Genomic DNA, 15,423 nt, shown 5'->3' on the forward strand with positions numbered 1-15,423 from the left:
AAAAAAGTTGGCACACTTCCCTCAAAATTTTGCCTCGCTAGCGTCCGATAATAATATCCGCGCACAAGCCACCCAATCGTTCGCTTTTGGCAAGGCGTAAAGTGCCGCCATGCGCACGGGCGATGTCGGCAACGATGGCCAAGCCAAGCCCCACTCCGCTGCCCTGATTCTGATTGCGAGCCGGATCAAGGCGGGTGAACGGTTTGACAGCCTCAGTACGCTGATCGGCTGGAATTCCTGGACCATCATCTTCGACGCGGATGCGTAAAGACTTGGGATTAAGGCTCAGGCTGACATCGGCCTTGGTGCCATATCGAACCGCATTCCCGATCAGGTTTTCCACCGCCCTGCGGATCGCCGTAGGACGCAACATAACTGTGCCTTGCCCCTCAACACTCACCAAATCAGCTTCGTACCCTGCCCGTCTGGCATCATCGACAATCTGACGCACAAAAGCCTCGGGATGAACCTCTTCGGTGGCGCCATCGGCTGCTCCGCGAGAGAAATCCAGAAAGGCATCCAGCAGAGCCTGCATCTCAGTGACGTCCTGCTGCAGCGGTGCGGCCTCTTCCTCAGGCAACATTGAAAGGCCAAGCTTCAATCGCGTCAGCGGCGTGCGCAGATCGTGGCTGACACCGGATAACATCAGGGTTCGCTGCTCCATTTGCCGCTCGATCCGCGCCCGCATGTCCAGAAACGCGTTACCTGCGGCCCGTACCTCGATTGCACCACTTGGCGAGTATGGCTCTATCCGACCGCGGCCAAATGCCTGCGCCGCGTTGGCCAGGCGTGTTATTGGGCGCAGTTGATTGCGCATATAAAGAAACGAGATTGAGGTCATGATGATGGCAAAGAACACCATCGTTACAATCAACTGATGCGGTGCCGCTGGCGACAGTCGCCTTCGATCAAAGGTCAGCTGCAACGTCCCAAGATGCGTCGGTAAGTATAGCCGTGCCTCCTGACTGCTGGGCAATGCAACCGCAATCAGATCCGGCAAGTTTGCCCGCAGATCAGTCTCGACCTGCGGAGCAATGAAATCGTACCAGCGACGCCGCCCGATATCCGGTTCTTCATTTATGCCCAGAAAACGGACTTGCATCTCAAGCGCGGCCAAATCAGGCCGAATGGCCGCCAATGCCTGCTGCTGTGTCTCGGCCTCAGCCATAGCGCCTGTAACAAGGTTGACTTCGCGCGAAGCGGCGCGGGTCATTTGCGACGTGACATCCTCCAAATGCCTCTGCAGGAAGGCAATTCCCACGACCAGCAACAGCACAATGACCGGCAAAACCAGAATTAATGCGGCCCTGACATACAGGCTGCGAGGCATATAGGGTTTGAGCCATTGTGTGGACATGCGCTAAACCTAGCGGGCTGCCCCGACAAGAGGAAGAGCGCAGAATGCAGGCACCTGATGATTTCAACCCGCGTCCCGGTATTGCCGTCGAAATGCAACCCGGGCTCAGGCGCATTCTGGCCCCGAATCCATCGCCGATGACCTATCGCGGCACCAATACATATCTGCTGGGAACGTATGACATTGCCGTCATCGACCCCGGCCCGCTGAGTGACGCGCATCTATCCGCGATCCTGGAGGCACTGCAGCCCAACCAGCGGATCAGCCACATCATTGTCACGCACAGCCATCTGGACCACTCCCCGCTGGCCGCATCTTTGGCGGCCCGAGTGGGCGCGCCGATTATTGCCTTTGGTGGCCCGGAAGCTGGTCGCAGCGCGGTAATGACTCACTTAGCAGGACATGGCCTGGCCGGGGGTGGCGAAGGCATCGACACCCGATTTCGCCCCGATGTCGAAATCGGCGATGGCGAGGTGATCCGTGGCGATGGCTGGGATCTTGAAGTGATCCATACGCCGGGCCACCTGGGCAATCATATTGCGCTGGCCTGGGGCGATGTCTGTTTTACCGCCGATCATGTTATGGGTTGGGCCAGTTCGTTGGTGTCACCACCCGACGGTGACTTGACCGATTTCATGGCGGCCTGTCACCGGCTGCGGGCGCGTGACTGGGCGGTGTTTCACGCGGGGCACGGCGCACCGATCACCGACCCGGCCGGCCGGTTGGATTGGCTGATTCACCACCGATTGGGGCGCGAGGCTCAGATCCTATCCGCACTTGAAGACGCGCCCGGAACTGCGCGCCAATTGGCTGAACGCATCTATACGGACACGCCGCCTGCGCTGCTTCCTGCCGCGGAACGTAACGTCTTTGCCCATCTCGTTGATCTAGAAAGTAAATCTCAGGTTTCCTTCACGGGTCGCCTGTCAGCAGAGGCAGTCTTTAGCCGCAGCTCCTAGCCGTTACGATTTTTTTGAAATTCACACGCTTCCCCTCTGGACGCGTAGAATCCGGATTGTTATACGGCGCGAACCGTTCCGGCGTAGCTCAGCGGTAGAGCAGTTGACTGTTAATCAATTGGTCGTAGGTTCGATCCCTACCGCCGGAGCCATTTTTCCCTCAGACACGTACCTGCATTCGGCCGTATTTCTGCGTCTTCGGCACGGTCAGGTTCTTTCGTTGAAAAAACTTAACACCGCCCTCTGGACGTCGTGAAATCTGATTGCTATACGGCGCGAACCGTTCCGGCGTAGCTCAGCGGTAGAGCAGTTGACTGTTAATCAATTGGTCGTAGGTTCGATCCCTACCGCCGGAGCCATTTTTCCCCTTGTTTCAAGCTTCGCCCGTCAGGGTGCTTTCGAAATCTGCACGCAGGTTGCGTTTCAGCACTTTTCCAGTGGCATTGAGCGGCAATGCATCGACGAACACCACTTTGTCGGGGATTTGCCATTTGGCGATCTTACCGTCGAAGAAGGCCAGCAGCTCTTTTTCGGTGGGGTTTTCGCCTTCGGCTTTGACAGCCACCAGCAACGGGCGTTCATCCCATTTTGGATGCGGCACACCAACAACGGCTGCTGTCGCCAGTTTGGGATTCGCGACGGCGATGTTTTCCAGCTCGACCGAACTGATCCACTCACCCCCCGATTTGATGATGTCCTTGGAGCGATCGCGGATCGTCATGTAGCCGTCCGGATCCAATGTGGCCACATCCCCCGTGGCGAACCAGCCATCCTGCAGCAGTCCCTGATCCTGAAGCTGGAAATAGCTGTCCAGCACCCAATGGCCGCGCACCATCAGATCTCCCTGTGTTTCACCGTCATGAGGCAGGTCGTTTCCATCGTCATCAACGATCTTCAGCTCGACCCCATATGGTGGACGTCCCTGATTTTCTCGCTGTTTGTGCTGAGCCTCAACCGACAGATTCCGGTGCTTGGCCAACGGGTTGTTGGTGGTGCCCAAGGGGCTCATCTCACTCATGCCCCAGGCATGAACCGTGTCGACCCCATAGGTTTCACGGAAAGTCTCGATCATTGACGGCGGACAGGCCGCACCTCCGATCACCGTGCGTTCAAGGCTGGTCAGAGTGCTGCCTGATTTCGCCGCATGCGCCAGCAGGCCCTGCCAGATCGTTGGCACGCCCATGGCCAACGTAACACCGTAGGTGTCGATCAGATTGACCAACGCTTCGCCATGCAGGTCCGGCCCCGGCAACACCATCCGAGAGCCCGACATCGCACAGGCGTAGGGAGAGCCCCACGCATTCACATGGAACATCGGCACAACCGGCATGACCACGTCCATTGCCGAATACCCTATGACATCGCGTGTGTTCGACCCGAAGCTGTGCAAAACAGTCGATCGGTGAGAATACAACACGCCCTTAGGATTGCCCGTTGTGCCCGACGTGTAACATAGGCTGGACGCAGTGTTTTCATCAAAGCTGGGCCATTCAAACCCCGCATCGCCGGCTTCGATAAGTTCATCATAGAATTTAACGCCGGGGATTTGCGCCGCAACATCCTCGTTCCGAGGACCCATCAGCACAAAATGTCGAACTTCGGTCAGTTTCTCATGCAGCGCAGCGACCAGCGGGATAAACGTTGCATCAAAAAATAGCACACGGTCCTGCGCGTGATTGATGATGTAGGTCAGTTGCTCGGGGAAAAGACGCGGGTTGACCGTGTGGCACACATATCCTGCACCCGACGTGGCATAGTAGATCTCAAGATGGCGCCTGTTGTTCCAGGCTAAGGTGCCGATTCTGTCCTGCGGCTCCAAACCGAGGTTGGTCAGTGCAGATGCCAATCGCCGCGCGTTTTTTGCAATCTCGGACCAATTGGTTTGCGTAACCGTGCCGTCTGTTTCAACCGAAATGATTTCGGCCTCGCGATGGTAGCGTTCGGCATGATCGATTAGCGACGAGATCAGCAAGGGCTGCGTCATCATCTGTCCCAGCATGGACATCCTCCCCATTTTGTCGGGGCGACCTTTTGTGGCCGCGACCTTTTATGTCTGTCATCGACACGTAGGGGCGTTGTCCTACGCGTCAATCAACACGTTTCCTCGGGAAGAACCCTGCCAATCATTTAATTGTCTGACAATAAAAGAATGCAGCTTGCTGTCACGATAGGTTGCGATTTTGGCTACTAATCACGGTGTTTCAGGGCATAGCCGACCAAAGCAGCGGTGGACCCGTCTTTGCCGTTGGGGCCCTCGTCCCCCTCAACAATCGGACCAAGTGAGGTTGCCAATTCCTTGCCCAGCTCGACGCCCCATTGGTCAAACGAGTTGATCCCCAACAAAACACCTTCGACGAATACCCGGTGTTCATACAGCGCGATGATCTGACCAAGAACAAAAGGAGTAAGTTTCGGATAGATCAATGTGGTCGAGGGACGGTTTCCGGGGAAGACGCGATGGCGGGATTGTCTTTCCAATTCATCGCCTTCCAGGCCAGTCTTGGCCATACGCGCGCGAGCTTCGTCCAGCGAACGGCCCCGCATCAGGGCCTCAGATTGTGCCAGGCAATTGGCCAGCAAAAGTCGGTGGTGATGGGTCAGCTCTGGCTCGTGACCTTCCGCAGCGACCATGAATTCACAGGGAATCACATCGGTTCCTTGATGGATCAGCTGATAGAAAGCGTGTTGCCCGTTCGTACCGGGCTCTCCCCAAACAACCGGGCCGGACGGAACGGTCAAAGAACTACCGTCCATGGCAACGGATTTGCCATTTGATTCCATTTCCAGCTGTTGAAAATAGGCCGGCAGCCGCAGCAAACGCTGATCATATGGCAAAACTGCTCGGCTGGCGTGGCCCAGAACCTGACGGTGCCAGATGCCGACCAGTGCGAGCATTACTGGCAGGTTCTCCGCCCACTCGGCAGATCGAAAATGCAAATCCATCGCCTGTCCGCCGCGCAAAAAGGCATCGAACGCGTTGGACCCAATGGCTATCATCACCGGCAGACCCACAGGGCCCCAAACCGAATACCGCCCGCCGACCCAGTCGGCAAAACCAAAGACGCGGTCTTCCGGGATGCCAAAGGCCTGCGTTTTATCCAATGAGCTGGAAACGGCTGCGAACTGCTTGGCCGAATCCCCTCCGCCATCGGTCATCCAGGCGCGGGCCGTGCGCGCATTGGTCATGGTTTCAATGGTTGTGAAGGTTTTGGACGCCACAATCACCAGCGTGCGTGTCGGGTCCAACTGGCGCAACGTGTCCGCAATATGTGCCCCATCAACGTTAGAGACATAGTGCAGCCGCGGGCCATCGTGATATGGCGCTAGCGCGTGGGTCGCCATGACCGGCCCAAGATCAGAGCCGCCGATGCCAATGTTCACAACGTCGGTAAAGCTGCCCCCTGCCCCGGCTAGTGTTCCGCCGCGCACTTGTTCGGCAAACACGCGCATGCGCTGAAGTGTCTCGAGGACGTCGGGCATGACATCTTGCCCATCAGCTGTGACCGACCCTCCGTCGAGATTGCGCAGCGCGGTATGCAATACCGCACGACCTTCGGTTTCGTTGATCTTTTCACCGGCAAACATCGCGGCACGTCGACCCGCCAGATCGGCTTCGTCGCACAACTGCACAAGGCCCGAACGGACATCCTGATCAATCTGGGTTTTCGAATAGTCGAACAACAGATCGCCCGTGGAGGCCGAGAAACCTTGAGCGCGGTCCGGATCGGCACCGAACAGATCCAGAATGCGGCGGTCTTTCTGTGACGAAGCCAGCGATTTCAACGTGTTCAATTCCATATTCTCACTCCGCCCAGTGCACTGTCAGACCGCTTGTCACCGCAGCGATCGGCGCCTCTTCAGGTGGCAGAGACATCGCCCGTTCCAGTGACTCGCGCTTTGCAGCCCCAAAGATGATCAGATGCTTGGATAGCGCCCCGTCCAACACAGGCGCGGACAGCGTAATGCGGGGTTCGGGCTGCACCTCGGTCCGGGCTACGGCCAGGGTCGGCGCGTGGCTGTCCAACGCGGCTTCCAGCCCGTCCATTCCCGGGAACAGAGACGCCGTATGCATGTCCTCTCCCATACCCAGCACCAGCACCGAGAGCGGCAGGATCGGGGCAATCAGGGATTCGATTTCGGGCAAGGCCGCATCGGGATTGGTACCGGGTACATAAAGCGGCACATATTGCGCGACCGAGGCACGGTTTGTCAGCAGACGATCGCGGATCAATCGCTCGTTCGACCGCTCATGATTGGCTGGAACACAACGCTCGTCTGTAGGTAAAACACGCACCCGGTCCCACTCCAGATCCGCCGCACACAAAACGTCAAACACGGGGCCTGGCGTCGTCCCGCCCGGAACCGCCAACGCAACCGTTTCATCATGCAGCAGCGCGGCCTCAAGCTCTCCTGCCAGTTGGTTTGCCACATTGATGGCAAGCATGTCCCGGTCAGCATAATCTTTGATTTTCATGGCTTTATTCCTTGCCAGAGGCGACCGTCACGTTTCATCAGCAGCTCGGCGTCGCCGGGGCCTGTGCTGCCGCTTTCATAAGGTTTGGGCACATCACCACGCGCTTGCCAGCCAGCAATGACAGGATCGGTCCAGGCCCAGGCGGCCTCGACCTCATCACCGCGCATGAATAAGGTTTGGTTGCCGCGGATCACATCCATGACAAGGCGTTCATACGCGTCTGGTGGGTCCTGGTTTTCGGGGCCCAAAGCTTCGGCAAAGCTCATGTCCAGCGGTACGTCGATCAGGCGCATGCCGCCCGGCCCCGGCTCTTTGATCGTCACTTTGAGGGTGATCCCCTCATTTGGCTGCAAGCGGATGGACAACGCATTGGCGTGGCGGCCCGCCTCTTCCCCAAAGATCGAGTGCGGCGCGTCCTTGAACATCACGTTTATGACCGAAGATCGGGCCACCAACCGCTTGCCCGTGCGCAAGTAAAACGGTGTACCGGCCCACCGCCAATTGCTGATATGGGTTTTTAGCGCCACATAGCTTTCGGTGGTTGAGCGCGGATTGCCGACAACCTCACGATAGCCAAGCCCATCCAGCCCGGCGGCAAATTGTCCACGCACAATGTGATGCGGCTCAACCGGGTCGAGCGCACGGATCACTTTCAATTTTTCGTCCCGAACTGCATCGGGATCGAATTTCGCTGGCGGCTCCATCGCGATCAGACACAGCAATTGCATCAGGTGGTTCTGCACCATGTCCCGCATCGCGCCCGAACGTTCATAGTACTCTTCGCGCCCATCGATTCCGACGGTTTCTGCTACCGTAATCTGGATGTGGTCAACGTATTGGCTGTTCCACAGTGGCTCGAACAGCATGTTGCCAAATCGCACGGCCATCAGGTTCTGGACGGTTTCTTTCCCAAGGTAGTGATCAATGCGATAGATCTGCCCTTCTTCGAAATGAGCAGCCAAAGTCGCATTCAGGGCGCGTGCGCTGTCCAGGTCATGCCCAAATGGTTTTTCGACTACAATTCTGGTGTGTCTTGTGACCATGTCATGCGTTCTGATCCGTTCTGCCAAAGGGCCAAACAAACTGGGACCAACCGAGAAATAGAAGGCCCGGATGCGGTTGTCTTTCAAACGCCCTGCCAGGCTCGTCCATCCATTATCCGACTTTGCATCCAGCGGAACGTAATCGATGCGCTTCAGAAACTCACTGAGTGTCTCAGTGTCTTTCGATCGGTTTGGCACATGTTGGTGCAACGACTTCGCGACGATCTCGCGGAACTTATCCGAGCTGTGATCGCCTCGTGCGGCCCCAATGATTTGCACATCGGCGGGCCATTGGCCTGCACAGTACCTGCGAAACAACGCAGGCAGAATTTTGCGTTGCGCCAGATCACCGGTGCCGCCGAAAATGACCAGATCAAATGGGTCAACAGGTATGACGCGAGAAACCATGTGTTGTCCTTACCTTGCCCCTATCCGCATGTCCAATGTTAGCGCCACCATCTATGTATTTCTTTTGCTCATCAAAACTCTGTCAGAACCGGTACGCTGCCCTTACTTAATCCGAAACAAACAGCTAAGTCTGTTCAACCACTTACAAGAACCGGATCCGGGAATGAAAGACAACGCACCTCAACTTGCGAATATCGGCAAGTTTCAGAACAAATTGGTGACGGCGGATGGTCAGACCCGAGCATCGGTTGCACTGACAAACCCCGAGACGCTTTGGTTCAACACCGGCACCCTGTGCAACATTGAATGTGTAAACTGCTATATCGAAAGCAGCCCGACCAACGATGCTTTGGTTTACATCACCACGCAGGAAGTCGCCGACTACCTCGATCAAATCGAAGACCGGAACTGGCCGATCCGCGAAATCGGGTTTACAGGTGGCGAGCCCTTCATGAACCCCGAGATGATCGAAATCACACGCGCCGCGCTGGAACGCGGGCACGAGGTTCTGATTCTGACAAACGCAATGCTGCCCATGATGCGCCGAAAGATGCGCGATGGATTATTGGACCTGCAAAAGGACTATAACGACAAGTTAACACTGCGCATTTCCGTCGATCATTACCGCCCCGAACTGCATGACGAAGAACGCGGAAAAGGCAGTTTTTCAAAGACGCTGACCGGTATGGAATGGCTGCGCGACAACGGGTTCAAAATGGCTGTGGCCGGACGGACAGTATGGGGTGATACGGACATTGAAAGCCGCAAAGGCTACGCTGCTTTCTTTGCCGAAAATGGCTTCGACATCGACGCGCACAACCCGGGTCAGACGGTTTTGTTCCCGGAAATGGATGAGACGGTCGAAGTACCTGAGATTACAACTGCCTGCTGGGGCATTCTCAACAAATCTCCGACCTCCATCATGTGCGCAAGCGCCAGAATGGTCGCTAAACGCAAAGGCGCAGACCGCCCCGCAGTTCTTGCCTGCACTTTGTTGCCGTACTCACCGGAATTCGAACTGGGCACCACCCTGGCCGAAGCCGAGGCGGATGTGCACCTGAACCATCCGCATTGCGCCAAGTTCTGTGTTTTGGGCGGGGCCAGTTGTTCGGGCTGACCGTCAGTTAACTCTGAATTCGCCCACCACATTGCGCCATTCACCCGGCGCAATCATCTTTCGATGCGAAAACTTCACCGAATGCAGCGGCCCATCGATTTCGCGCTGCCAGTATTCGATGAATTCAAAAAGCTTGGGATGGTCCGGGGCAAGATCATAATCCTGCCAGATGAACGTGTTCAAGACGTGGATGTAGTCGGGCATATGGTAGAAGAATTCCGCTGTCGTCAGCCCATATCCCTTTAGCATCAATTCTGTTTCGCTTTGCTCCATTCAGACCTCTCATTTCTTGCAAGGTCTCTTCAGCGTACCACGAATTCTTTCTAATTCGTATAATAACAATATGTTACTTACGCGTGAGGTGCGCAATATCGGTTCAAACCGGTTGCTTGCTTGCACCTTATGTGCCGGGTCTGATAAGGTGCATCCACAAGATATAGTCCCAGAACAATAAGCGGGCAGTTTACGTGAGCGATACGCCAGAAATCCCTGAAAACATGGACGAAACCCCACCCGAGCGCCCCGTATACGATGGCCCGACGGTTTCAATCGAATCCGAAATGCGCACGTCGTATCTGGACTACGCGATGTCAGTCATCGTGTCGCGTGCGATTCCCGACTTGCGGGACGGTTTGAAGCCAGTGCATCGCCGTATTCTTTACGCGATGCATGAGACGGGGAATACGCATGACAAGTCGTACCGCAAATCGGCCCGGCCGGTTGGCGATGTGATGGGTAAATATCATCCACATGGTGATGGCGCGATCTATGACGCGCTGGTGCGGATGGCGCAGGATTTCTCGATGTCGCTGCCGCTCTTGGATGGTCAGGGCAACTTTGGCTCGATGGACGGCGATAATCCGGCGGCGATGCGCTATACCGAAGTGCGCATGGACAAACCGGCAGCCGCTCTGTTGGCCGATATCGAAAAAGAGACGGTCGATTTTCAGGACAATTATGACGGCAAGGACAAAGAGCCGACGGTCCTGCCCGCGCGCTTCCCGAACATGCTGGTCAATGGCGCCGGTGGTATCGCCGTCGGTATGGCGACGAACATCCCGCCGCACAATCTGGGCGAAGTGGTTGATGCAACACTGGCCTTGATCGACGATCCGGATCTGACATCCGAACAGCTCATCGACTACGTCCCCGGCCCCGACTTCCCAACCGGTGGTGTGATGCTCGGCCGCTCGGGCGCGCGGAAGGCTTATCTGGAAGGCCGCGGCAGCGTCATCATCCGTTCAAAAACGCGCGTCGAAGAGATCCGCAAGGATCGGTACGCGATTGTTGTCGATGAGATCCCGTATCAGGTCAACAAAGCTGCGATGATCGAAAAAATCGCCGAAGCGGTACGTGAAAAGCGGATCGAAGGCGTGGCCCATGTTCAGGACGAATCTGACCGTAACGGCGTGCGCGTCGTTGTGGAACTAAAGCGTGATGCGACGCCCGAAGTAGTTCTGAACCAGCTGTTCCGCTTTTCACCAATGCAAACCTATTTCGGCTGCAACATGCTTGCCCTGAATGGTGGCCGTCCGGAACAACTGACTCTGCGCCGGTTCCTGACCTCGTTTATCGACTTTCGCGAAGACGTTGTGGCCCGTCGTACCGCGCATCTACTGCGCAAGGCGCGTGAACGCAGCCATATTCTGTGTGGACTGGCCGTTGCCGTCACCAATATCGATGAAATCGTTACCACAATCCGCCAATCGGCTGACGCGTCTGAAGCTCGCGAAAAACTGATGACGCGCCGTTGGCCTGCCCAGCCGATCCTGGAATACATCGCCCTGATTGATGATCCGACCCATACGGCGAATGACGACGGTACCTATAACTTGTCTGAAACCCAGGCCCGCGCCATTCTGGAACTGCGCCTGCAACGCCTGACTCAGATTGGTGTCAAGGAAGTCACCGACGAGTTGGAAGAACTGGCGGGCAAAATCAAGGAATACCTTGAAATTCTGGGATCTCGCGAACGCATCATGTCGATCATCGGGGACGAACTGCGTGAGGTTCGCGAACAGTTTGCCGTGCCCCGTCGCACCGAAATCGTCGATTGGTCCGGCGACATGGACGACGAGGACCTGATCGAGCGTGAAGACATGGTCGTCACCATCACCTCAGGCGGCTACATCAAACGTACCCCACTGGCCGATTTCCGCGCGCAAAAGCGGGGCGGCAAGGGTTTGTCCGGGATGCAGACCAAAGAAGAGGACGTCGTCACGAACCTCTTCGTGGCCAACACCCATACGCAGCTGTTGTTCTTCACCACGGATGGGATGGTCTACAAGCTTAAGACGTGGCGCTTGCCGCAGTCCGGCCGGACGGGCAAGGGCAAGGCGATCGTCAACATCCTGCCGATCCCAACCGGTGTTTCCATCGCTGCAATCATGCCGGTGGATGTGCCGGATGAAGAATGGGAGAACCTGCAGATCGTCTTTGCCACCAGCGCCGGCGATGTCCGCCGCAACCGTCTGTCAGACTTCACGAATGTCCGCCGCAACGGCAAAATCGCGATGAAACTGCCCGAGGATGTAGAGCTGGTAAACGCCCGCATCTGCTCGGAAGATGAAGATGTGATGCTGGTGACAAATTCGGGTCGTGCGATCCGCTTCCGCACCACGGATGTGCGGGTCTTCAATTCGCGCGAATCCACCGGCGTTCGTGGCATCAAGCTGTCCAATGGCGATCGCGTCGTATCAATGTCGGTGATCCGTCATTTCGAAGCCACGCCCGAGGATCGAGCCGCCTATCTGAAGATGCGTCGCGCCGTTGCCGGATTGACGGACGAAGACTCAGGTGAGGACGAAGACGCCGCCGCAAGCAGCGACTTCAGCCAGGAAAAATACGCCGAAATGTCAGCAGTAGAAAACTTGATCCTGACCATTACGTCCGGCGGTGCGGGCAAGCTGAGTTCCAGCCACGATTACCCCGTCCGCGGTCGCGGTGGCATGGGTGTCACCGCGATGGACAAAGCTATGCGTGGTGGCGAACTGGTTGCTTCCTTCCCGGTTGAGATCGATGATCAGATCATGTTGGCGACCTCCAAAGGCCAATCGATCCGCGTTCCGGTCGACGGAATCTCGTTCCGGTCTCGGTCTGCGGGGGGCGTAAAGGTCTTCAACACCGGCAAGGGCGAAGAAGTCGTCAGCGTAGCCTGGATCGCCGATCAGAGTGAGGATGACGAACCTGAAGTCTAAATAGCTTTGCAATCATGAAACAATGGCGTCGCGTTCCCATATGCGGCGCCTTTTGCCGGTCAACTCACAAGCGCATCCTCAACGGCCCAAAGACGGTCTTGGCCCCAGATGCTTTGTCCGGATACGTGAAAGCTGGGAACGCCCCACAACCCGATCTCCTGCAACCTGTCCTGGTTCTGCTCAACACGCGCGCGCCAGTTCTGTGTGGTTAACTCTTGCCGGGCGATGTTCCAATCTAGTCCAGCCTGCCCAACAATTTGTGCCAAACCATTGTTCGTCGAGGCATCCAACCCCTGCGACCAGACCCCGCGCAAAAACGCCGAGCAGTATTCGGCCATTCGCCCTTGCGCATGGGCATGATCCAGCAGCGCATACCCACGCTCAACCCCTACCCCAAGCGGGTCGCAAATACGGCCAAACGGCACCCCCAATCGTCCGGCTTCGCGAGCGCAATCAAGCAGAATGTAGGAAGACTTGGCCTTGGGAACAGGCAACCCACGCATCAGCATTGGCAGAACCGGGCGCAGAACCAAATCCGCGCCACTGCGCCGGGCCAGATCCCGAACACGATCAAATGCGAGATATGAATATGGGCTGCGAAACGAAAAGAAGAATTCGATCGCCTGCCCTTCAGCATGGTTATCCTGCAGGTCTGGCACCGGAATCAGTGGCGGCAGGTCAGCCCCAAGCCCGGCGTTCTGCAAACGGTCTTCAAGATAGTGGAGTCGATCACCCCCCCAGTACCATTCACCACCATAGTAAAACGTGCCGCCTATATAGTGCCCGAACGAGGATAATTGATGATCCCCCCTTGCCTTGGCGGATGACGGGTCGGTTCCTTTCCCTTTGGAAAACTCTCCACCTGTCCAAAGCTTGCGGCTGATGTCAGAAACGCCGAGCAGGAACTCTCCGTCCTCAAGCTTTGCTGCCAGAGCTTGTTCCGCCTGAGACACCGCATGACGGTCTGGTCCGGTCGCCGAAGGTTCCGCCAGGCCGAGTTTCCGGGCCAGGTTCCTCGAATCGTTCAGCGCATTTCTATGATGTGCCACAGGGTCTGGCACGGCATCTTCGGGCGGTCCAGAGATCAAGTAAGGGCGCACAAAAACCCGATACCTGTCCTGAAATCGCTGCAATACCTGCGCGGTCAAATGACAACAGGGGTCTGCCGCATCGTGAAAGTAGTGCACTACATGGGGTTGGCGCAGAACTTGCCGCCTTCCCTCATGGAAAATCCTTCGGATGCGCAGAAGTTGTCGACTTGTCAGCGCCACAGCCAGCCGAGATTTCACATGTGTATCAAAGGACAAGGTGATCCCTCCGTTTGGGATCACCCTATTCGCATTCAGTTGGAACCCAAGCTGAAAACACGTGGATGTGACGCAACGAGACGAGCATTACAGCCCGTAAAGCCCCCCAAATTTCTGTTCCAGGTAGGCAAGCAACGGTTCTGGTCCCGGTTCAACCCCACTGGCGCGCTGGATGACGTCGCGCGGCGCGTATAACCCGCCAAAGCGCTGTACGTTTTCACGCAGCCAGCTTGTTGCGCCCGTGGTGTCGCCTGCGGCAAGCTGTTCATTCAACTGTGGCAGTGCATCAGACAAGGTCTGATATAAGCACCCGGCGTAGACATTGCCCAGCGAATAGGTTGGAAAATAGCCGAACAAGCCGACCGACCAATGCACATCCTGCAAGCACCCGTTCGACGGTTTGTCGACAGCATAGCCAAAATCAGTCTCGAACCGATCATTCCAGGCGGTTTCCAGATCGCTGACCGACAGATCGCCCGCCATCAGGGCGCGTTCCAGATCAAAGCGCAGCATGATGTGCAGGTTGTATTGCACCTCATCCGCCTCGGTCCGGATATAGCCGTTATGGACCCGGTTCACGGTTGCATAGAAGGCATCTGCGTCGGCGATGCCGAAATCACCGAATGCCTCATTCATTTGTCCGTATAGCCAGCCGGTAAAGGCGCGCGAGCGGCCAAGTTGATTTTCGTAGATCCGGCTTTGGCTTTCATGGACGCCCATCGACACGCCGCTGCCCAACGGCGTCAGCGCATAGGTCGGGTCGATACCCTGTTCATAGGCCGCGTGGCCGACCTCGTGGATGGTGGAATAGAAACAGTTGAATGGATCTGTCGCACTGGTTCTTGTGGTGATCCGCACATCGGACCCACTGCCCGAGCTGAACGGGTGCACGGCCTTGTCCACCCGGCCCCGATCCAAATCATAGCCAAAGGCAACTGCCAGCTTTTGAGACAGACGCATCTGATCCAGTTCATCAAACGACCCTTGCAGCGCTTGGGGCGCTGGCTTGTCCAGAACAGCGGCCCGCAACGCAACCAGCCGAGGGCGCATCTGATCAAAGATATCCGCGATCTGTCCGCCGGTCGTATAGGGTTCATAATCCTCGACCATTGCGTCGTAGATATTGCCGCCCTGCGCCAGCGCTGCGCCTTCTTCACGTTTGAGTGCAACAACCTCTTCCAACACCGGCAAGAAAGCGGCGACATCTTCGTCTGAGCGCGCCTGCGCCCATTTGCCTTGCGCGGCCGATGTGACCCGCGCAATGGCCTTGGCCAGATCGGCGGGCACTTTGACCGTACGCTCATAGGACCGTCGGATTTCGTGCAATTGCGCGTGACCGGCTTCGCATGTCGGTTCGGCCTGTTCCAGCCACTCTGCCACGCGCGGGTCGGACCGTCGCGCGTGCAGCACGGCCTCGATCGCGGCCATCTCTTCTGCGCGCTGAGGGGCTGCGCCGCGCGGCATCACAGTTTCCTGATCCCAGCCCAGCCGCCCGGCAATCTGCCCAAGCGCCGAGGTTTCGCGTTGATACGCCATCAGGTCATCAAATGCAGTCATCAAG

Annotated in this window: 11 protein-coding genes and 2 tRNA genes; 5 read left to right on the forward strand and 8 right to left on the reverse strand. The window is 56.9% G+C overall.

Annotated features, from left to right (window positions below; genetic code table 11):
• Positions 1-37: 37 nt before the first annotated feature.
• A complete protein-coding gene (locus ACR0BU_RS07040) occupies positions 38-1,357 on the reverse strand; it encodes an ATP-binding protein (protein ID WP_298934906.1) in 1,320 nt (439 codons plus the stop codon).
• A gap of 44 nt (positions 1,358-1,401) precedes the next feature.
• Here ACR0BU_RS07040 and ACR0BU_RS07045 point away from each other — a divergent pair, with 44 nt between their 5' ends.
• The 3 genes from ACR0BU_RS07045 to ACR0BU_RS07055 all read left to right on the forward strand — a co-directional run bounded on the left by ACR0BU_RS07045 (position 1,402) and on the right by ACR0BU_RS07055 (position 2,675).
• Positions 1,402-2,316, forward strand: coding sequence for an MBL fold metallo-hydrolase (locus tag ACR0BU_RS07045; protein WP_480735670.1), 915 nt, complete (start codon positions 1,402-1,404; stop codon positions 2,314-2,316).
• A 77-nt stretch (positions 2,317-2,393) separates the two neighbouring features.
• Positions 2,394-2,468, forward strand: a tRNA-Asn gene (locus ACR0BU_RS07050).
• Positions 2,469-2,600: 132 nt separating this feature from the next.
• A tRNA-Asn gene (locus ACR0BU_RS07055) sits at positions 2,601-2,675 on the forward strand.
• A 14-nt stretch (positions 2,676-2,689) separates the two neighbouring features.
• On the opposite strand, the gene ACR0BU_RS07060 is transcribed toward ACR0BU_RS07055, so the two are convergent.
• The 4 genes from ACR0BU_RS07060 to zwf all read right to left on the reverse strand — a co-directional run bounded on the left by ACR0BU_RS07060 (position 2,690) and on the right by zwf (position 8,241).
• Positions 2,690-4,315: a long-chain-fatty-acid--CoA ligase gene (locus tag ACR0BU_RS07060; RefSeq protein ID WP_480735671.1), complete on the reverse strand. Its 1,626-nt coding sequence runs from the start codon at positions 4,313-4,315 to the stop codon at positions 2,690-2,692.
• Positions 4,316-4,503: 188 nt separating this feature from the next.
• The gene (gene pgi / locus ACR0BU_RS07065; protein ID WP_480735672.1) at positions 4,504-6,114 is read right to left on the reverse strand and encodes a glucose-6-phosphate isomerase; all 1,611 of its coding nucleotides are present in this window, start codon (positions 6,112-6,114) and stop codon (positions 4,504-4,506) included.
• A gap of 4 nt (positions 6,115-6,118) precedes the next feature.
• Positions 6,119-6,790, reverse strand: coding sequence for a 6-phosphogluconolactonase (gene pgl, locus ACR0BU_RS07070; protein ID WP_298934902.1), 672 nt, complete (start codon positions 6,788-6,790; stop codon positions 6,119-6,121).
• Entirely contained in the window at positions 6,787-8,241 is a 1,455-nt protein-coding gene (gene zwf, locus ACR0BU_RS07075; RefSeq protein ID WP_480735674.1) for a glucose-6-phosphate dehydrogenase, read from the reverse strand. Before zwf ends, pgl begins: the two co-directional genes overlap by 4 nt.
• A 163-nt stretch (positions 8,242-8,404) precedes the next feature.
• Between zwf and ACR0BU_RS07080 the strand changes: the two genes are divergently transcribed.
• Positions 8,405-9,358 carry a radical SAM protein gene (locus tag ACR0BU_RS07080; RefSeq protein ID WP_480735676.1) on the forward strand — a complete coding sequence of 318 codons (954 nt, stop codon included), beginning with the start codon at positions 8,405-8,407 and terminating at the stop codon, positions 9,356-9,358.
• A gap of 3 nt (positions 9,359-9,361) precedes the next feature.
• Here the strand turns inward: ACR0BU_RS07080 and ACR0BU_RS07085 are convergent, their stop codons facing one another.
• The gene (locus ACR0BU_RS07085) at positions 9,362-9,631 is read right to left on the reverse strand and encodes an usg protein (protein ID WP_298934899.1); all 270 of its coding nucleotides are present in this window, start codon (positions 9,629-9,631) and stop codon (positions 9,362-9,364) included.
• Between the two features lie 194 nt (positions 9,632-9,825).
• Between ACR0BU_RS07085 and gyrA the strand changes: the two genes are divergently transcribed.
• On the forward strand, positions 9,826-12,555 hold the full coding sequence (gyrA, locus tag ACR0BU_RS07090) for a DNA gyrase subunit A (protein WP_480735678.1): 2,730 nt from the start codon (positions 9,826-9,828) through the stop codon (positions 12,553-12,555).
• Positions 12,556-12,614: 59 nt separating this feature from the next.
• Here gyrA and ACR0BU_RS07095 read toward each other — a convergent pair whose 3' ends face one another.
• Entirely contained in the window at positions 12,615-13,862 is a 1,248-nt protein-coding gene (locus ACR0BU_RS07095; RefSeq protein ID WP_480735680.1) for a 2-hydroxychromene-2-carboxylate isomerase, read from the reverse strand.
• Between the two features lie 87 nt (positions 13,863-13,949).
• Positions 13,950-15,419 carry a carboxypeptidase M32 gene (locus ACR0BU_RS07100; protein ID WP_480735682.1) on the reverse strand — a complete coding sequence of 490 codons (1,470 nt, stop codon included), beginning with the start codon at positions 15,417-15,419 and terminating at the stop codon, positions 13,950-13,952.
• Between the last annotated feature and the right edge of the window lie 4 nt (positions 15,420-15,423).

It is taken from the genome of Ruegeria sp. CK2, assembly GCF_056536585.1.